Here is a 19474-nt window from a genome sequence, read left to right as displayed (position 1 = left end):
ATTGATTACTCATATTCATCATTTCCGTCCCGGACTATTTTTTTATAATTCACCGGGTCTGTGTCTCCTTCTGTGTTAATAATCAGCACTTTCGATGCTTCATTTAATCCGAGCAGATTTTTAAATTCCCCATATGCCTCATTGGTCATTATTTCATCCAGGAGACCGAGAGTGACTGCACCCGACTCCCCGGATACCACTCTTTCATCTTTTCCTGCAGGCTGATCAAAGACACGCATACCTCTGGCGCTGATGCTATCATCGCAGGATACAAAATAATCCGTTATCGATTTTAAAATATTCCATGCCTGCGGACTCGGCTCACCGCAGCATAGGCCGGCCATCATGGAATCCAGTTCTCCGTTCACACGGACGGGTGCACCACTCTCCCCCTGTGCCGATTGGCAGAGGCAGTCTGCTTCCGCAGGCTCCACAACTATTATTTCAGGCATTATGCCTTCAGTCGCATTATGAACCGCTGCAGCGATTGCACCGGCGAATGATCCCACGCCGGCCTGCAGGAAGATGTGGGAAATTTCATCCAGCTCCCCATCTTCCAGCTGCTTCATAATCTCGGCTATGATCGTCGTATATCCCTGCATGATATTCATCGGTATTTCTTCGTATCCTTCCCAGGCGGTGTCCTGAAGCAGGATCCACCCATTCTTTTCGGAAAGGTCCGCTGTGTACTCAACAGTGTCATCATAGTTCATTTCTGTGACCTGTCCGCCTGCATCGAAGTCTGAAACGGCATCCAACCGTGACTGGGCGGTTCCTTTGGGCATATATATCCTGCTGTCCTGGTTGAAAATACTGGCTGCCCATGCCACCCCTTTGCCGTGATTGCCGTCTGTTGCGGTCGCAAAAGTCACTTTAGGCAAATCGGCAATTTTATCCAGCAATTCATTGAATGTTAATGTATTTAAATCAACATTGAGTTCCTTTGCAAAATAATTTGCCATGGCATAGGAAGCACCAAGGCCTTTAAATGCATTTAAATCAAACCGTTTAGATTCATCCTTCACATATACTGTATCCAGGCCTAAAGCCTCCGACAGCCCTGATAGAACTCTTAGCGGCGTTTCTTTATATTGAGGCATGGATGCATGAAAATGATTCGCTTTTTCCATCTCTTCCGCCGAATAAACTTTCATATATTCTGTGATGTCCTTTTCAGTCTTAAAACGATTTTCAACCCATTGGATACTTTGCACTATCCGCACCCCTTGTAAATTTTTTTCAAAACAATCATGTGCTTCTGCTGTGTCCCCGCTTCAAATACCGCCCGGCCATATCTTCCTTTTCAGCTGCCGTAAGGAGCAGCTCGATGCAATTTTCTGTTGAGCAAGACTTGCTTATGTCAATATTACACAACTCCTGTAATTGGATTCCCGGCCGTGGTATTATGAATAAGTTAAAGGAGGATACATCATGACAGGAAAAACACATATTATTGGCGGCATCGCCTCAACTCTTGCTTTTGCGCATTTCTCCAATATGGACCCTATCATCATGGTCGGTACGGGCATCATCGGTTCGCTTGTCCCTGACATATGCCATGGCGGCAGTAAGATGGGTAAGGCTTTCCCCATTCTTTCCAAAATAATAAATCTGATTTTTGGACACCGCTCATTCACGCACAGCCTGCTCTTTTTAGTCATCATTTCATTCCTGATGGACAGATTCTTTCCGTATGATGTTGTTAAAACCGGATTGCTCATAGGAATGGTCAGCCACCTCATACTGGATATGGCTACAAAAAGCGGCATCCAGCTGTTCTTCCCAATCAATTTTAAAGTCCGTTTTCCTATAACGACACGTACCGGAAGCATGATGGAAAATATCATTTTCAGCGGATTGGCGCTTGTTTCCTTCTATTTCGGTTTTCAGGTATTGAGCTATTACATATAACTTTTTCATTCTCCCGGCCATCCATTTTACTAATAGATGACAAAACTCCTTTGGGATAATCATACCCAAAGGAGTTTTGTCATTCAAATCACTTAAAAGGCCCTTCCCCTTTAAAGTACTGGTCTATGATTTCCAGCACACCGTTCATATTATTGCTGGGTGCACTGTATTCTGCGATTTGTTTCACTTCCTCGGTGGCATTCTCCATGGCAAATCCGTATTGCACATGACTCAGCATTTCGATATCATTGCCGCCGTCACCGAACGCCATCGTTTCTTCGTCTTTAATATGCCACCGTTTCTGCAGTTCCCTGATGCCATTCGCCTTATGGTGTCCCGGTACAATCAGATCGATGCTGCCGTGCCCGCTGGATACCGGTGTGATATATTCCCCAAGAATATCCTCCAGAAAATCCTTCAGTCCATCCGTATCTTCCTTTGGACATGACAGCGCAAATTTCAGCACCTGGTCGTCGATATCATCAAAACTTTTGACTCTCTTTAAGCGGCGGTAAAACTTCTGTATCATTTTGAAGTATTCTTCTGTAACATGATCCAGAACATATGCGCTTTCTTTACCGCACACTATCGTTGATAATTTATCGTTTTTAGAGATTTCCTCAGTAACCGCTTCAACATGGTCTTTCGGAATGCTTACAGAAGACACTTCCTCGCCACGGTCGACAACAAAGGCGCCATTTTCAGCAACATAGCTGATCTCATCCTGGATATCTCCATAAAATGATTTCAGCTGATAATACTGGTTACCACTTGCCACAACGAATTTTATTCCCTGCTCTTTCATTTTCAAATATAATTCAGAGAACCTTTCACGGTCATATTCCTTCGTATCATTTAGAAAAGTTCCATCCATATCTACAGCAATCAGCTTTATTGACAAAGTAATCCTCCTCGAATAACAGTACTATCACTGTATTATACTAGATTCCGTCTATAACAGCATAAAAGATTCAATAAGGATGAATTACTATAACGATTTCTCAAGTTGATGTAACATATATTGTAAAGGGGGACGATATGATGAATATGGCAGTATTTCTGGACCGTGACGGTGTCATCAACGAGGTATTGAGTGAAAGGGTGAAATTCGTGAACACGGCAGAAGATTTCCATCTCCTTCCCGGCGCAGGAGAAGGGATTAAAAAGCTGAATGATGCCGGGTACAAAGTATACGTTGTGACAAACCAGGGTGGCATAGGCCTGGGATATATGTCGGAAGAAGCGCTTGAGGCGGTCCATCAGGAAATGGAGGAGCAGCTGGCCGGGTTTGATGCAGTCATAGACAGCATCGCCTACTGTCCGCATATGCCGCAATCCGGCTGCCGGTGCCGGAAGCCGAAACCGGGGATGCTCATGGACCTGGCAAAAAAGCACGGTATCGATCTGTCCGGAAGCTATATGGCGGGGGACCGGGAACCCGACATCGAGGCCGGCCGGAATGCGGGGACAAAGACGATATTCATCGGTAAGGATAAAAAGCAGAAAGTGAAAGCGGATAAAAACTTCCCCAATTTGCTTTCATTTGCAGACTGGCTGACAGAGTAAACAGTTTTTGCACTCTCCCTGAAAGAAATTCAGGGGGGACAATTCTCCAACATGCTATATTCTACATAGAACGCCCCCCTGGATGAAAGCATCCAGGGGGGCGTTCTTGCAAGTATGATATTCCAGAGATTCATTCTGAAAAATATATTGTCTTTCCAGTCACTTCTGAAATTATTTCAACATGCCATGTGGATCAATAACAAATTTTTTCGCGACACCACTGTCGAAGTCTTTGTACCCATCCGGTGCTCCGTCCAGGTCGATGACTGTCGCATTCACCGCTTTTGCAATCTGTGCATTACCGGACAGGATGGATTTCATGAGGTCCCTGTTATACTTCATCGCCGGTGTCTGTCCTGTTGCGAAATTATGCGCTTTCGCCCAGCCCTGTCCAAATCTCACTTTTAATGAGCCGGTCTGCGCATCTTTATCAGATGCACCCGGGTCTTCTGTAACATACAGCCCCGGAATTCCCAGACTGCCGCCTGCACGGGTGACATCCATGATGGTATTTAATACGGCTGCAGGCTTTTCCCCGCCGTCTTTACCATGTCCGGATGCTTCAAAACCGACCGCATCTATCGAACTGTCCACTTCAGGAACGCCTAAAATCTGTTCGATCTGTTCCCCCAGCCTGTCATGTTTGGTCAGGTCTACTGTTTCACAGCCGAAACTCTCCGCCTGCTTCAACCGTTCCGGTTTCATATCTCCGACAATTACTCTGGACGCGCCCAGTAATTGTGCCGAGTGCGCGGCTGCAAGACCGACAGGACCTGCACCGGCAACATATACTGTGGACCCGGTTTTAACGCCGGCAGTATAGGCGCCGTGGTACCCTGTCGGGAAGATGTCGGACAGCATCGTCAGATCCAGGATCTTATCCATCGCCAGTTCTTTATCCGGGAACACAAGCAGCTGGAAATCTGCATAAGGGACCATTACATATTCGGACTGGCCGCCTACCCAGCCGCCCATGTCTACATAGCCATAGGCAGCCCCTGGTCTCTCAGGGTTAACATTCGTACAAATATGAGTATTTTGTTCACGGCACATTTCACAGCGTCCGCATGCAATGTTAAACGGAACAGATGCTATATCCCCTTTTTTAACAAACTCGACATCTCTTCCGACTTCGATGACTTCACCTGTAATCTCATGACCCAGCACCAGACCTTCAGGCGCCGTAGTACGGCCCCGGACCATGTGCTGATCACTGCCGCATATATTCGTCGTAATTACTTTAAGTATTACACCGTGCTCACATTTACGACCCACGTTTGCTTTTGGTACACCCGGACCCTCTTTTAAAACCAAATCCGGGAATTCAATATCCTGAACTTCAACGCTACCGGCTCCTGTATAAACAACACCACGATTTCCTTCCATTGTACCCCTCCTCGCAGCGAGAACACTGCTTATTATAAATCGATTTGGTTAAATGCCTTTACGCCTGCTTCAGAAACTTTCACATCATTTTCAACACTGCTGCCACTTACACCGATTGCGCCGACGACCTTACCGTCTTTTTCAAGCGGGAAATCGCCGCCAAAGACAACAATGCGTCCCTGATTCGTCGTATTCAATCCGTACAGTTCAGCATTCGGCACTGTCGCTTCCGCAAGATTGCAGGATCATTTCCCACTGCCATTTAATATTGGTTCAATTCCATCATATTCCAGTCGGAATTTTCAGTCAAATAAAGCGCTTGCTTCCATTAAAAAAAGAACTCCGATTTTTAGAGTTCTTCTGACTGAATCATTTATATTATCAGCAGGGAGATCATCATTTCAGCCACCCCTTATCCTGCGCTTTGGTTATCGCTTCGATTCTATTATCGACATCCAGTTTATCCAAAACGATGGAAACATAATTTCTGATGGTGCCGTCCGACAAATGTAGTTCTTTGGCGATTACCTTCGTCGTTTTCCCTAAAGCGAGCAATTGAACGATTTCTATTTCACGGGGAGTCAGCGGGTTTTCCGATTCGAAAACAATATCTATCAATTCCGGTGAATAAATCCGTTTGCCCTGCATGATCTGCCTTATTGAATTTGCCAGTGTTTCACTTGGACTGTCTTTCAGCAAATATCCGCTGACATCCGCTTTTTTGGCTCTTTCGAAATATCCCGGCCTCGCGAATGTTGTCAGGATGATCACCTTGCAGTCCTCTTTCTTTAATTCCTCCGCAGCATCGAGGCCGGTCATGACCGGCATTTCTATATCCATCAGACAAACATCCGGCTGCTCACGCTCCACTAATTCAAGTACTTCCTCACCATTGGACGCTTTCCCGACTACAGTGATGTCTTCTTCCAGATCCAATAGGGCGCCGAGTGCACCGAGTAATAAGTTTTGATCTTCGGCGAGAACTATACGTATCACTACTACCCCTCCTCTATCTGTCTTAATACTTTAGGAACTGTTATATTAACCTCAAATCCATTTGCGGAGCTGAACACATGAAATTCTCCATTTACAAATGACAATCGTTCACGCATGCCCTGCAGTCCATTTCCATATTCTACTTCTTTCCGGTTATTGCCGTCATCCGATATTTTCAGGAATATATCCTTGTTCGTCTCTGTCAGCCTTACTGTGCAGTGTTTCGCCTTGCTGTGTTTGACAACATTTGTCACCGCTTCTTTCAAACTCATGCTGAGCACACTTTCACTCAGCATCGGAAGGTCTTCAAGATTCGCTTCCACAGTTATGTCATGTTTGACCTCTGCTGCCTCCAATATCATTTTCACATGGGACAGCTCATCTTCCAGGCTCACACTTTTCATATCACTGATCATTTCCCGCACTTCTTTAAGTGCATGGCGCGCCGTATCCTGTATATCCTGAAGTTCTTTCTTTGCACTGTCAGGATTGCTATCCATCAGTTTTCTGGACAACTCGCCTTTAAGCCCGATCATTGATAATTTCTGACCGAGTGTATCATGCAGGTCCCGTGCAATCCTGTGACGTTCTTCTACAATGGCAAGCTCCGCGATCCTTTGGTTGGCGTCTTCCAGCCTGTCTTCCAGCGCTTCCTGCTTCGCCCTGTTGTGCTTGTTCAAAGGAATCAGGATAACCCCCAGAATTGTCATGATCAAAAACGGCAGATGGCTCAAAATGAGGACATAGTTGATGAAAAATGCGAATACGATGGCGCCGACAGTAGTGATCATATGTATGACATACATGGAGATGAAACCGGCCCGGCTTCTTATATTGCCCACATAGAACGCGATAAAGAGTGCGAAGTAGACATATCCGAATAGGACGGTCATCGCAACATTGATGAGGAACTCCAGACTCAGCCCTATGTATATCAATGCCCCGCGTGAATTAAAAGTTGACCAGTAAACGGCAAAAAAGAGGATTGTGATTATGATTCCCACTGCGATTTCCCATAATGCAGTGGAACGGAATATGAAGTAAAACGGCAATACACAAAATATGATCCATATGTATAAACTCAATCCTGTATTTTTGGGGAAAATATGATACCAATCACGCACAGTCCCACGCTCCTCTCTGACTTATTTGCTTCATTGTATCAGTTTCAATTCATATTAAGTATTGATAGGCAAAAATCCCCCTATCATATAGGGGGACGCCATTACACTGATATTTAATGTGTTGTCGGTCTGTGGTTCTCTCTGTTCTTCATACGTTTTTTCATGTTCCTGAAAGTGATGAAAGTTTTATTTTCTTCATCATACAGACGGAATTTAATTGATTCAAGACTGGTTTTCAGCGTAATCGTCGTCGCCTGATGAAGCGGCGGCGTATTCTCATGCGCTTTTTCCAGATGATAGTTCGGAACCCGCGGTGCCAGATGGTGCACATGGTGGTAGCCGATGCTGCCCGTCATCCATTCCAGCCATTTTGGCAGTTTGTAGTAGGAACTGCCGTCCACTGCCGCTTTTACAAAATCCCATTCCGATTCGTTCTCAAAATAAGAATCCTCGAACTGGTGCTGGACGTAAAACAGCCAGATGCCCGCTGCCCCTGCAATATAAATGATCGGCAATTGAACGAGCAGGATGACATGCCATCCCAGCGTAAATCCGATGAGGCAGTATGCTGCCACAAGAATGGCATTGATTAAGTACGTGTTCAGGCGTTCTTTACGCTTTGGACCTTTGCGGTTAAAACGATTTGCCTGCAGGAATAGAAGCCATGGACCCAGGCCGAACAGAACCAGAGGGTTACGGTAGAGACGGTACTGCAGTCTCTCCCATTTTCCTGCTGCTTCATATTCCTCGACGGTCATCACCCAAATGTCACCGATACCGCGTTTGTCCAGGTTACCGCTGGTTGCGTGGTGGATGGAGTGTTCCCTTTTCCATTTCTGATATGCAAAGTGTGTGATCACACCTGTAAACGTCCCGAAGAAGTCGTTGAGTTTTTTACTTTTGAAGAAGGAGCCATGTGTACAGTCATGGAAGATAATAAATGTACGGATCATGAACCCGGCTGTTATGATACTGAACGGCAGGCTCAGCCAGAATGAAACACTTAAAGCCTGGTACGCCAGGAACCAAAACACGAAAAATGGCAGTATAGTATTCAATAATTGTATGACGCTGGCCTTAGTGTGGGCAGTAGCGTAAGGCATAACAGCTTTTCTAAGCTGTGCTTGCTTTTGTTTAGTCATATTATCTCTCCCCGATATCTATTCAATATATATTATAAATGAACCGGATGGAGTTAAACAGACTAATCTGTCAGTAAATTGACATGACATTTGTCATGTTCCGGCATGTATTCAGTTTATTGGTATGAATATCAGCTGCCGATCTTTACATTTTTATAGATTCTTTCCAATGTGCCGCATACGCTAAGTGCCGCAAGGTAGCTCGTTTTTGGATTTTCCGGCAATGGATTATTTTTAAATGTAAATTCCGCTTCACCGAAATCGCCGGTCGCTTTTATATGATGAATGTTTTTATCGATATTGGGATCTGCAATCAGAGTAACTGCCGTCTCTCTTAACCCGACACCGGCAAAGGATAAAATGATCGAGACATTCATATTTTTTGGAAATTGCTCGATCGCATCTACAGCGCTGCCTTCAAACACCACTTTTTCCTCATCTATGGCTTCATCAACCAGTGAGGCCGCAGGTTTGCGCGTTTCAAGCGTGACACTGTCGAGCTTTCCGAATGTCTGGGCGTTTTGCAGCAGATCCAATCCGCCGATGGCCCCTGATGGTAAATGCAGCGCATGGTCATATTCATTCGCGTTTCCGGTGACCTCGGCCACCAGTTCATCATCCGCGAGCGCACCCACACTGATCAGCATTGCATCTTTTTTCTTGATAATCTCAGGCAGAAGATTTTTCACCGCTTCCACAGTGGCCGCTTCAACCACGATATCGATATCCGAATCCAGAAATCCGTCAAGATCCGTAAATAACTGCACGCCGTATTCCGACTCCAGTCCCTGGTATTTTTCCCTGTTTCTGACTAACACACTTTTAATTGTGAGGCTGTCATGTGCACTGTAATTAATTTCCTTCAGCAGGAACTCTCCGATGGCCCCTGCACCAATCAAACCGATATTCATAAATAGTCTCCTTTCCTAATTACCAAACAATAATAGTATCCTTTACCCCGACTCTATACCCATCTACACATTAAAAATAAGAATACGCAAAAAGCATTCCAGCATACTGCCGGAATGCCCTTATTTAAACTATTTCTTCCCTACTATCCTTTTTTTGATAAACAGTCCCAAAAAGACGACGATGACGAGTGCAAGCACTGCATAAACAATATTGGAATAAACACCCATATACCCGACAATACTGTCCCATGATTCTCCAACCGACGCTCCGATTATCACCAGTACCGTATTCCATATCACTGTCCCCAGTGTGGTGAGTCCAATAAACAGCCACATATTCATATGGGACATTCCGGCCGGCAGTGAAATCAGACTTCTGACCAGAGGGATGAAGCGGCAGAAGAATACCGTCCAGGCACCGTACTTTTCAAACCAGCCATTCGCCTTATGCACATCCTCTTTTTCAATCCTTAGGAATTTTCCCCACTTTTCAACAATGCGTTCAATTTTTTCAACACTCAATATTTTTCCTATATAGTATAAAACGACTGCCCCGCTGACAGACCCCAGTGTCGAAACAGTAACAACGCCAAAAATATTCATTGAACTTTTGGTGGTCATGAAACCTCCAAATGTCAAAATCACTTCAGATGGTATGGGCGGGAATATATTTTCAATCATGATCAGCAGGAATATCCCTATATAGCCGAATTGCTCCATTATATCTGTAATCCAGGACTGCACTCTTTTTCACCTTTTCTCATTACCGGCATCAATACCTGTTGGAATAAATGTTATATTACTCTATTGCCATAATAATTCATAAAGAAACCTTTAGGATTTTCATGTTATATTATGAAATAAAAACTATACAATGTGGTGACAGAATGGATATCGTATTACTATTGCTTATTGGAATCATTGCCTCCGTCATCGGCTCGCTTATCGGCATCGGGGGCGGCGTCATAATCGTGCCGGCATTGATTTTTCTTGGAAACAGCACGAATATACTGGAATCGATGACCGTTCAGAATGCGATCGGCACTTCGGCGCTGACGCTGGTTTTCACAGGGCTCTTTTCCATGATGATATATGGCCGGACAAAGACGGTGGATGTAAAAAGCGGTATGCTGTTCTCCATCGGGATTGTGCCCGGATCTTTCCTCGGCGCCTATCTGAGCCGATTTTTAGGCCAGGAATCATTCGGCATTATATTCGGCACCTTTTTACTGCTTATTTTTACAGTCCTTACTTTTAAGAACAGAATGATCAAGGAGAAAGAGAATCTATATCAGAATAAAAAAGAATTCAAACCCGTAGTAGGGATCACCGCGGCGTTCTTCGTCGGCATCAGTGCCGGATTGTTCGGTATCGGCGGCGGTGCGCTCATGACGCCTCTGATGATCATTGTGCTCAGTTTCCCGCCGCATATCGCTGTTGCGACAAGCATGATCATCATTTTCAGCTCCAGCCTGGCGAGCTCTGCGGGTCACTTTGCCCAGGGGAATATCCTTTGGGGATACGCCTTGATCCTGATCATCGCCACTTTTATCGGTTCTAAAATCGGAGTGAGGATCAACCAGGCGCTCAACAGTCACACACTGTCCCAGGTATTGCGTTTCGGGCTCTTGATTCTCGGCATTTATATGATTACTGACGCACTGATATGAAAAAGGCATCTGTCCGGTAATTTTGGACAGATGCCTTTTATATGTCAGACTCTTAATGCGCCGCGGAACCGTCTCACTCCATAATAGGATTCCGCCCCGTTGTGATAGATAAACACAGTGTTATAGCGGAAATCACCGAATATTGCACCGCCGAGTTCCCTGATCTCATCGGGTGTCTTCAGCCATGAGGAGGTCTTATTATCGAAGTTGCCCAGCTCCTGCAGATAGTGGTACTGCGCTTCATCCAAAATCTCGACACCCATTTCCTCCGCCATATCCATTGCGCTGGTTTCCGGCTTATGCTTCTTTCTGGATTCCAGAGCCTTACGGTCATAGCACACACTTTTACGGCCGGCCGGACTTTCCCTGGAACAGTCGAAAAATATGAATTCACCATTCTCCTCACCGACGACATCCGGCTCCCCTTCCGTACGTTCCATTTCGGAAAGTGACCATAGCTTTTCCGGGCTGGCTTTCAGCCTCTCTTCCACCCGGGACCATTCGATTCCTTTATGTCGTTCCATATTGTTCTCAAAACGCTCTTTTGATATTGCCAGTTGATTCTCAACTTCTTCCTGCGAAAGTTTTTTGTCTGTCATTTTTAATCATCTCCCTTTTTTAATAACTGGTGAACGTGTCTGTTTCAATGTTCCTTTTCGGTATGCCCGTATTGATTATATGCTACTTGCTGACCCTATTATGGCAGTGCATCCACTGACACCATTGTACACCGTATTCCCTTCTTCCGTAACTTCCAGATAGCTGCCGTATTAATGGATTTTTGACACCTTCATTATATAACAATAAAGACATCCCTCCCTCTGAAAATCAACTGTTATATCGGAGTTTCTAACAGCAGTCGTTACAACATCAATCCCTGTCTTCACTATAATCACTCCCTGATTTGTGCTTTAATATATTTAATGAAGCACTCTAAAAAGGAAGTGGCGAAATGACATTTGATGAATATGTACAAAATATTGACGAGAAGTGGAAGGACAGCTTTCTAAAGACATGGAAGGCAATCAGCGAGAATATCCCGGAAGGTTTTGAAGTGGATGTCCAGCATGGCATGCCGGGCTTTGTCGTGCCGAAAGAAAAATATCCGGAAGGGTATCATGTGGATAATAAACCACTGCCGTTCATCGGTGTCGCCGCCCAAAAAAGACATCTAGCTGTCTATCATATGGGAATTTACCAGGATCAGGCGCTGTATGACTGGTTTGTAGATGAATATTCCAAGTATATGTCGACAAAGCTCAATATGGGTAAAAGCTGTATCAGGTTTACAAACCCTAAGAAAGTGCCGTATGAACTGCTCGGGGAACTGGCTGAAAAGATGACAGTGGATGAGTGGACCCGGCTGTATGAATCTCGAAAATAATAATGAGAAATGAGGGATTGAATTGAGGAAAATAACAAAGGGTAGCAAAGAAGAATTTTTGCTATCCTTTGTTATTTTCATGATCCTCTTTTACTTTATTTACAACAATCAGAACAAAAATCAAAAAACTCATATAAAAAAATGATAAAAATATACTCTTACCCAAATCTCCAGTTCCTTCTGAAAAATAGATTACCATTAAATTTGAAACTAAAAAAACTAAAAAGAAACTAAAAATCAATGAAGGAATATCTATATATCCTAACAATTTTTCATTTTACCTACTCCTCTATTATTTGAATTTTATTACATTTATAAGAATTATACTTACGGGATTTCCGCATGCGCTTATATCTACGCTGAGTACTACTAAACAGAGTAGTTAATAGTTTTAAAGAATACATAGTTTGTTTTTTAATCTTGATGTACTCAAAGGCTTGCGTCTGCTGGGTTTTGACAGTGTGTTTTACCTGTTCACGATATGAAACTTATTCGGTTTCTTTATTCTGTGGATGATATTCACATGTTTCAATATGGTCATTCACCATTCCGATTGCCTGCATGAATGAGTATATGATTACCGGGCCGACAAATTTAAAGTTCCGCTTTTTCATATCCTTGCTGATGCGTATTGATAAGTCCGTGGAAGCAGGGATATCTGCATCCATCTTCCTATTGTTTATAACGGGTTTGCATTCAACGTATTCCCATAAGTATTTTGATAAGCTTCCGAATTCTTCCTGAATTTCTAAAACAGCCTGCGCATTCGACCGGACTGACTGCAGTTTGGCCAAATGCCTGACAACGTTATAGTTTTCTTTAATATTTAACAGATCTTCATCCGTCAACCTGGAACAATGGACGATATCAAAATTATGAAACGCTTCTCTGTAGTCCTCTCTTTTATTCAATACAATACTCCATGACAGCCCTGCCTGTGCGCCTTCGAGGGTGAGCATTTCAAAAATATACCGGTCATCCCGGCTGGGCACGCACCATTCGCTGTCATGATATTGCTGCATCAGCGGTTCTTCACCCGCCCACAAACATCTTTTCATTCTTCAGTTCCCCTTCTGCGGTTTGCTAAAATGATATCATGATTATTATGACACATCATATTGTGATAGAAAGGATGACAATTTGAGCGCTTTTATATTTTTCATATGTATTGTACTGATCGCTTCGATACTTCAGACAAGTACAGGATTCGGATTTTCCATAATGGCCACTCCCCTGCTCCTGCTGCTGTTCCTCCCGCAGGAAGCGATCCAGATAAATATCATTTTGTCCCTGATCATTTCAATTTCACTTATCCGTTCTATAAGAAACGCAGTTGATTTTACAGTGCTGAAGCGCCTGATAACTGCGAGTATTGCCGGTGTTCCTTTTGGCATAATGATATATATGTCGATTAACATAGATGCATTCAAATTCGGTGTGGGCATTCTGCTTCTCGCGCTGACTTCACTGCTCATTTTGAATTTCAGAGTCGGACAAACGCGGGGCAGGGATCGTCTGACCGGCGGGTTATCCGGTCTTTTCACTACAAGCATCGGTATGCCCGGGCCGCCGCTCTTGCTCTACTTTACGGGAACGAGCATGGGAAAGGATAAATTAAGGGCAACCACTTTAGCCTTTTATCTGTTTATATACTTTATCAGCCTGATTACGCAGATTATCTTTACGGGCACCAGTCTGCTGATTTGGAAATCCAGCCTGTATGCCGTACCGGCAGTATTGGCCGGGCTGTTTATCGGGCAATATATTTTCAAATGGATCAATCAGGATATGTTCAGGATATTCACTTATATTCTATTGAGCTGCACGGGTGCCTATCTGCTGATTCAGAGTCTGATGTCCATGTAAACCGCACTTCTTCATAAATTTCTCCTTTATGAATTCCAGAATATGAAGTATCAGAAGCACCAGAATCATGCTCGCTATTGTATCTGATGGAAAATGTGCGCCCAGATATACTCTCGATATCATCATGGAAATGATCAGAACAACAAAAACCGCTCTAAAATATATATTATTGCTGATTCTGAACAGCAAAATGACCAGAACAAAAAAGACAGCACATGCATGCTTGGAAAGCTGAAACCATCAAAAGGAATTTGTCCGACCTCCGGTCTTGTTCTCTGAAAAATATATTTCATCGCTGCGCCTGCCGCCAGACTGAAACCTGCCCCCGTCACATACAGCCAAAAATAGGAATCTTTTTTAAAATAATAAATAACAGCGCCAATCAGAAATATGATTACTGCATTAAACGGCTCAAAGATACGGGAAAGAAATGTCAGGTATGCATTTAACCATTCAAAATCATCGAATCTTCTTATGAAATGATAAACAGACCTGTCTGCAGCATCTGTAACCCCAGCCTGACACTTAAAGCGAGACCGATGAATAACACTGCATACAGCACAATGAAATATAGATTTTTATTATTCACCTTCATTCTCCCTTATATAGTAATATAATCATCTTCAATTATATCATCTGTCTGTGTTTACATTCATATGCAAAGGGAATTTGAGTTCCAAATGACTCTAAGGAGGATATCATGGATTATATCTATTTAGGAAACTCTGGTCTCAAGGTGCCCAAGTATATTCTTGGAACAATCCCTTTCAGCGGAACGAATGGTTTTGAACCGGCCGGGGATATTAAAGAAGATGAAGCCAGGAGACTGGTGGATATAAGCCTGGACGCGGGCATCAACATGTTCGATACTGCAAATCTGTATTCCAAAGGGGATGCAGAGAGAGTCCTCGGCAAAGCAATCAAAGGCAGACGGGATAAGGTAATACTGACTTCAAAAACAGGGTTCGATCTGGGCAAGGATCCGAACGCTGTCGGGGCATCACGCTACAACATCGAAAATTCTATCAACAACAGCCTGGAGAGACTGGGCACGGATTATCTGGACGTATATTTCGTCCATCTATGGGATGGCCGGACGCCGGTGGAAGAAACCATCCAGGTGATGAATGATCTGATTAAATCCGGAAAGATCCGCTATTGGGGTGTATCGAACTACAGCGGCTGGGCACTGGCCAGAACTTATACAATGGCTGAACAGAATGGCTACATCCCGCCAATCACACAGCAGATATATTATACCCCCGAGGCCCGGGAAGCGGAATATGAACTCCTGCCGGCAGGCGGTGAACTCGGTGTCGGCAACATGATCTGGAGTCCGCTTGGTGAAGGTCTGCTTAACGGAAAGATTGACCGAAACAATGATGCGCCCCCAGGCACACGCCAGGGAGAAGATTGGCCGGAACCCTGGGTGATGGATAATGAGCGTCTGTATGATGTGATTGATGCTCTTAAAGAAGTGGCGGAAAACCGGAATGCAACAGTCCCGCAAATCGCCCTCGCCTGGACCAAGGACCGTCCGAATGTCGGACCTGTGGTCATTGCGGCGAGAAACGAAACACAGCTCCGTGAAAACATCGCTTCATATCAGATCAACCTGACGCAGGCTGAACACGACAGAATCGAATCAGCTGCACGACCGGAGCCCTTCTATCCACTCTGGCACCGGACAATGAGCTCATTTGATAAGGCTTCTCCTTCAGAAATGGCTTATCTGGAAGCTTATAAGAAATCGATGGGATTGGAATAGACATTAAAAATCAAAAACTAAAATTCTCCGGGAATCTAAAGATTCCCGGAGAATTTTTTATTTCATTCCAATCTTTTGTGTAATCAGGAAGCCGCCTTTTTTTCTTCGACCATTCTTTTATAAGTCTTTATCACATAAAAGCCATAAATGATTGAAGCGACCACGCCCCCGATACCTGCAATCGCAAATACGGAATAGATTGAAGTGTCCGGCTGAAATGCGAAATAAGCTGCGATACAACTTGATATCAAAGGTATCGGTGCAATATAATAATCAAGGGTACGATTCATAATTGATGCCTGAAGCAGAAAATGAATCCCCATGACCAATGTAATGAACGGAATAATGAATATTGTTAAGTCATATGTCAGCAGGAGAATAGCCACAATGAGGATTGTAGCGTAAGTGACACCGACAAGAAATCCGATCGATCGTTCTATACGTATGACTTCAGACGTTTTGTCATTTCCAATAGATTTTGAAAGCTGCATGTTTTTGAGACTTCCTGCCAATATATAAGCAGCCCCTATCATCGCCACTGCAAATAATATCCAGCCGGCTATGCCCCATGCAAAACCAAACCAGATCGAGAATGCCAGGGTAAATGCCACCATTATAATACCGTGCGGTGCACTTGCTCTTGCAGCTCCCTTCTCCCATTCCGGTGCGCTGTTTTCCATCATATTCTCTCCTTCGCGGACTTTTGAATTTGAATGCTTCAAATACTGCGTCTAAATTGCTGTCCGCCACTTTAATTACTGAATATTCTCTTTACTATAGTAATAACTATTCTAACTATAGTATTCACATTCATCAATTATTTAAACGGATTTATTAAAATAATTTTTCACCATTTCATCTGATATTATAAACAAAAATACCATTCCGGCGGAATTTTCAGGGACGGGTTTTGATAATCATTATGGCTCGTTCCTCCCTGCTGAAATCAATCAGTGTCTCCGGAACCATTATTACTCTCCTGATAATTCGTATCATTGATTGTCTGCTGCTGATCAAATTCTGAGTCATCATTATTATTCATGCCGCATGCAGATAAAATCAGAACTTGAGCCATGACTAATGAGACTATAATTCTTCTTTTCATCGAATACCTCTTTCTTTTTGGAATTACAAATTTGGAAGTCCAGTTTAACATAATTGAAATATGCATTCTGTCATTGAATTCATTATCTCACTTCATACAGTGAGTGTCATAAATTTCTACTTGATGTATCTGCATGAATAATAAGAAGAAGACCGTCCTGTAAACGGTCTTCTTTAAATACCTCATTATTTACTAACTACTCCACATGCTATGCGGTCTCCAGCATCGCCTGATGGCTGCGTTTCATAGTCATCCGCTTCCGAATGTATCATAAGCGCTGTTCCATCTTCTGTAAACAGTGTATTATCCTGGCCGTCTTCAAGTGTCACCATATCTGCAGTCACTTCAGTATCCACTGTACCGTCTTCACCCACTTCTATATTCTCCATATCACCTGCATGGGGCCCTTCAGGGTCCTCCATACCGTGATTTGCATCTGTCGGGTTATAGTGACCGCCTGCCGATTCGAAGTCCGGCAATTCACAGGATCCGGTTTCATGAATGTGGAAACCATGTTCACCCGGCGGCAGATTCTCCCCTTCCAAAGCGACATTTACGCCCGATTCACTTTCGGTTAAAGTAGCCGTTGCAACTTCTTCTTCATTCGTATCCATCAAATTAACTGTAACTTCCTGTGATGACCCACTGGTACCTTCGCTCTCTTCTTCAAGAAAAGTCTCTTCTTCATCTCCATCGTACTCTGTGTTGTTTCCGCTGCAGGCCGCCAAAACCGCAATGAGTGCCATAGTCAGAACCAAGAACATCCAACGCTTCATGGAATACCCCTTTCAATAGTTATTAATGCCCTGATTCCCTCAGAGTGTAAAAATAAACTTTATCAAAAGAGATATTTACAATAATATTTATCATCTGCGTATGTCGCTTGTCGTATTTGAAGTTGTTGCTTTCTTCGCTGTCTGCCTTCTCATGTTAAAACCATTCATTGACAGTGAGATAGAATTAGAGGAAGACATTATTATTCCTAAAAATGAATCTTTTTATTAGGGGTCGTCAGAGAGAAAACCTATGATTTTAATCATAGGATGCATCTCGTCCCGGACGATCTGTACTTTGACTAAACATTTGAGATGACAGCGTTTTAATGGTATATTTCAGATAGGCGATAACCAAGCCATCTTGCAATACAAATAATATCTGAAAGGCCCGGGACGGGCCGTAGTAAAATAATCCGACCGCTGTTCGGCTGCACCGTTTAAGTTGCCTGAACAAGTTAGATGTTCCTAGAAACCCGTTACTTTAGTGACGGCGTAGTTCATCAACATGCCTATTAGATGGTACAGTATATTTAAGAGGTAATATTACCCTATATGGATTTTTCCGGTCCCACTGACCGGGGAATCCGGATTTTTATTTCCTGATTTATGAAAGCGTTTACAATTTAATATATTATATAAATAGGATGTGAGGAAATGAAGAAAAGAGCAGAGCTTTCGACAGAGACAGTTTGGGCGGGAGAAAAAGATTACAGAGTGCACGGAGCAAGCCAGGTACCGGTCATCAACAGTGTCGCTTATGAATATGAAGATCTGGACCGCTGGTATGATGTTGCCAAAGGCAGGGCCGAAGGTCATATATACGGCCGCAATACCAACCCGACTCTAGCCTCGTTCGAAGACAAGATCCGTCAGCTTGAAGGTGCAGAAGCCGCAACAAGTTTCTCTACAGGAATGGCAGCGATAAGCAATACATTGTACACATTTTTACGTCCGGGAGATCGCGTTGTCAGCATTAAAGATACGTATGGCGGGACGAATAGGATCTTCAGCGACTTTCTGCCGAACCTGAATATCGAGGTTTCACTCTGTGAAACAGGCGATCATGAAGTTTTGGAAGAAGCAATCAGAAAAGGCTGCCAGCTGGTCCATTTGGAAACCCCGACAAATCCGACTTTGAAAATCACAGACATTGAGAGAATTGCCAAAGTTGCCAAAGAGATGGATGCCATTCTCGTTGTTGACAACACTTTTGCGACGCCGATGCTGCAAAATCCTCTTGAACTGGGGGCCGATCTCGTCATCCACAGTGCTACCAAGTTCCTGGGCGGACATGCCGATGCACTCGGCGGCACACTTGCCGGCAGCAAGGAACTTGTGGATCAGGTATTCCACTACCGTGAAATCAATGGTGCCACAATGGACCCACATGGGGCCTACTTGATGATCAGAGGAATGAAGACATTGGATTTAAGAGTGCAAAAGCAATGTGATAACGCTGAAAAAGTTGCGGAATATCTATCTTCACACCCGGCTGTTTCCAGCGTATTTTATCCGGGTCTTAAAAACCATCCGAATCACGACATTGCCAAAAGGCAGATGCGGCGATATGGCGGTGTATTGAGCTTTTCATTACACGGTGGTATGGCAGCTGTTAAAAAAGTACTGCCGCGTCTCGAGTTTGCCAACCGGGCAGCCAACCTGGGCGCAGTCGAAACAACCGTAGGCCCCGCAAATACGACAAGTCATGTGGAATCAACCCCGGAAGAACTCGAAGCGCTCGGAATACCTGACAGCCTGGTAAGATATTCTGCAGGAATCGAATCGTTTGAAGACCTTAAAACCGACCTTGAAAATGCATTGAAAGTTCTAGATGAATCATAAGATGTCCTCCTGCTTATAAACCATAAA

At 43.9% G+C, this 19474-nt stretch carries 21 protein-coding genes and 1 pseudogene; 7 read left to right on the top strand and 15 right to left on the bottom strand.

Translation table 11 applies throughout. The features are described 5' to 3' along the window. Positions 1-5 precede the first annotated feature (5 nt). Positions 6-1214: a diaminopropionate ammonia-lyase gene (locus tag ACKRAT_RS01815; RefSeq protein WP_411843408.1), complete on the bottom strand. Its 1209-nt coding sequence runs from the start codon at positions 1212-1214 to the stop codon at positions 6-8. A 217-nt stretch (positions 1215-1431) separates the two neighbouring features. On the opposite strand from ACKRAT_RS01815, the gene ACKRAT_RS01810 reads away from it, so the two are divergent. Then, positions 1432-1911 carry a metal-dependent hydrolase gene (locus tag ACKRAT_RS01810; RefSeq protein ID WP_411843407.1) on the top strand — a complete coding sequence of 160 codons (480 nt, stop codon included), beginning with the start codon at positions 1432-1434 and terminating at the stop codon, positions 1909-1911. Positions 1912-1999: 88 nt separating this feature from the next. Here the strand turns inward: ACKRAT_RS01810 and ACKRAT_RS01805 are convergent, their stop codons facing one another. Further along, positions 2000-2812 (bottom strand): Cof-type HAD-IIB family hydrolase, encoded by an 813-nt coding sequence (locus ACKRAT_RS01805; protein WP_411843406.1) that lies wholly within the window; start codon positions 2810-2812, stop codon positions 2000-2002. A gap of 140 nt (positions 2813-2952) precedes the next feature. Here ACKRAT_RS01805 and ACKRAT_RS01800 point away from each other — a divergent pair, with 140 nt between their 5' ends. Beyond that, on the top strand, positions 2953-3477 hold the full coding sequence (locus ACKRAT_RS01800; protein ID WP_411844393.1) for a D-glycero-alpha-D-manno-heptose-1,7-bisphosphate 7-phosphatase: 525 nt from the start codon (positions 2953-2955) through the stop codon (positions 3475-3477). Positions 3478-3648: 171 nt separating this feature from the next. Here the strand turns inward: ACKRAT_RS01800 and fdhA are convergent, their stop codons facing one another. The 7 genes from fdhA to ACKRAT_RS01765 all read right to left on the bottom strand — a co-directional run bounded on the left by fdhA (position 3649) and on the right by ACKRAT_RS01765 (position 9780). After that, the gene (gene fdhA / locus ACKRAT_RS01795) at positions 3649-4863 is read right to left on the bottom strand and encodes a formaldehyde dehydrogenase, glutathione-independent (protein ID WP_411843405.1); all 1215 of its coding nucleotides are present in this window, start codon (positions 4861-4863) and stop codon (positions 3649-3651) included. A gap of 32 nt (positions 4864-4895) precedes the next feature. Then, a complete protein-coding gene (locus tag ACKRAT_RS01790) occupies positions 4896-5084 on the bottom strand; it encodes a GlcG/HbpS family heme-binding protein (protein WP_411843404.1) in 189 nt (62 codons plus the stop codon). A gap of 175 nt (positions 5085-5259) precedes the next feature. Next, positions 5260-5859 carry a DNA-binding response regulator gene (locus tag ACKRAT_RS01785; RefSeq protein ID WP_411843403.1) on the bottom strand — a complete coding sequence of 200 codons (600 nt, stop codon included), beginning with the start codon at positions 5857-5859 and terminating at the stop codon, positions 5260-5262. Between the two features lie 2 nt (positions 5860-5861). Beyond that, positions 5862-6983, bottom strand: coding sequence for a histidine kinase (locus ACKRAT_RS01780; protein WP_411843402.1), 1122 nt, complete (start codon positions 6981-6983; stop codon positions 5862-5864). A gap of 113 nt (positions 6984-7096) precedes the next feature. Continuing rightward, positions 7097-8125 (bottom strand): fatty acid desaturase, encoded by a 1029-nt coding sequence (locus ACKRAT_RS01775; protein WP_411843401.1) that lies wholly within the window; start codon positions 8123-8125, stop codon positions 7097-7099. A gap of 131 nt (positions 8126-8256) precedes the next feature. Continuing rightward, positions 8257-9036 (bottom strand): aspartate dehydrogenase, encoded by a 780-nt coding sequence (nadX, locus tag ACKRAT_RS01770; protein ID WP_411843400.1) that lies wholly within the window; start codon positions 9034-9036, stop codon positions 8257-8259. 129 nt (positions 9037-9165) lie between these two features. Continuing rightward, positions 9166-9780, bottom strand: coding sequence for a DedA family protein (locus tag ACKRAT_RS01765; protein ID WP_411843399.1), 615 nt, complete (start codon positions 9778-9780; stop codon positions 9166-9168). A gap of 143 nt (positions 9781-9923) precedes the next feature. Here ACKRAT_RS01765 and ACKRAT_RS01760 point away from each other — a divergent pair, with 143 nt between their 5' ends. Beyond that, positions 9924-10706, top strand: a complete 783-nt coding sequence (locus ACKRAT_RS01760; protein WP_411843398.1) for a sulfite exporter TauE/SafE family protein — start codon at positions 9924-9926, stop codon at positions 10704-10706. A gap of 44 nt (positions 10707-10750) precedes the next feature. Here ACKRAT_RS01760 and ACKRAT_RS01755 read toward each other — a convergent pair whose 3' ends face one another. Continuing rightward, complete coding sequence (locus tag ACKRAT_RS01755) at positions 10751-11305, bottom strand: DUF4256 domain-containing protein (protein ID WP_411843397.1); 555 nt, start codon at positions 11303-11305, stop codon at positions 10751-10753. Between the two features lie 353 nt (positions 11306-11658). Between ACKRAT_RS01755 and ACKRAT_RS01750 the strand changes: the two genes are divergently transcribed. Beyond that, positions 11659-12090: a DUF1801 domain-containing protein gene (locus tag ACKRAT_RS01750; protein WP_411843396.1), complete on the top strand. Its 432-nt coding sequence runs from the start codon at positions 11659-11661 to the stop codon at positions 12088-12090. Between the two features lie 488 nt (positions 12091-12578). Here ACKRAT_RS01750 and ACKRAT_RS01745 read toward each other — a convergent pair whose 3' ends face one another. Further along, positions 12579-13148: a DNA-3-methyladenine glycosylase I gene (locus ACKRAT_RS01745; protein ID WP_411843395.1), complete on the bottom strand. Its 570-nt coding sequence runs from the start codon at positions 13146-13148 to the stop codon at positions 12579-12581. Positions 13149-13230: 82 nt separating this feature from the next. On the opposite strand from ACKRAT_RS01745, the gene ACKRAT_RS01740 reads away from it, so the two are divergent. Continuing rightward, entirely contained in the window at positions 13231-13956 is a 726-nt protein-coding gene (locus ACKRAT_RS01740) for a sulfite exporter TauE/SafE family protein (RefSeq protein ID WP_411843394.1), read from the top strand. Here the strand turns inward: ACKRAT_RS01740 and ACKRAT_RS01735 are convergent. Beyond that, positions 13903-14172, bottom strand: a pseudogene (locus ACKRAT_RS01735) (phosphatase PAP2 family protein); the annotation flags it as partial. The gene ACKRAT_RS01740 and the pseudogene ACKRAT_RS01735 overlap by 54 nt on opposite strands. A 484-nt stretch (positions 14173-14656) precedes the next feature. On the opposite strand from ACKRAT_RS01735, the gene ACKRAT_RS01730 reads away from it, so the two are divergent. After that, complete coding sequence (locus ACKRAT_RS01730) at positions 14657-15724, top strand: aldo/keto reductase (RefSeq protein WP_411843393.1); 1068 nt, start codon at positions 14657-14659, stop codon at positions 15722-15724. An 83-nt stretch (positions 15725-15807) separates the two neighbouring features. Here ACKRAT_RS01730 and ACKRAT_RS01725 read toward each other — a convergent pair whose 3' ends face one another. From ACKRAT_RS01725 to ACKRAT_RS01715, 3 genes are all read right to left on the bottom strand, one after another. Further along, entirely contained in the window at positions 15808-16407 is a 600-nt protein-coding gene (locus ACKRAT_RS01725) for a hypothetical protein (RefSeq protein WP_411843392.1), read from the bottom strand. 263 nt (positions 16408-16670) lie between these two features. Beyond that, complete coding sequence (locus tag ACKRAT_RS01720; protein ID WP_411843391.1) at positions 16671-16829, bottom strand: hypothetical protein; 159 nt, start codon at positions 16827-16829, stop codon at positions 16671-16673. 185 nt (positions 16830-17014) lie between these two features. Beyond that, positions 17015-17605 (bottom strand): superoxide dismutase family protein, encoded by a 591-nt coding sequence (locus ACKRAT_RS01715; protein ID WP_411843390.1) that lies wholly within the window; start codon positions 17603-17605, stop codon positions 17015-17017. A 654-nt stretch (positions 17606-18259) separates the two neighbouring features. On the opposite strand from ACKRAT_RS01715, the gene ACKRAT_RS01710 reads away from it, so the two are divergent. Continuing rightward, positions 18260-19447, top strand: a complete 1188-nt coding sequence (locus tag ACKRAT_RS01710; RefSeq protein ID WP_411843389.1) for a cystathionine gamma-synthase family protein — start codon at positions 18260-18262, stop codon at positions 19445-19447. The last annotated feature ends 27 nt before the right edge of the window (positions 19448-19474 follow it).

The organism is Salinicoccus sp. HZC-1 (assembly GCF_046736035.1).
Lineage (GTDB): Bacteria > Bacillota > Bacilli > Staphylococcales > Salinicoccaceae > Salinicoccus.
Note: the sequence above shows the minus strand (reverse complement) of the source record. Positions and strands in the feature narration are given on the sequence as shown.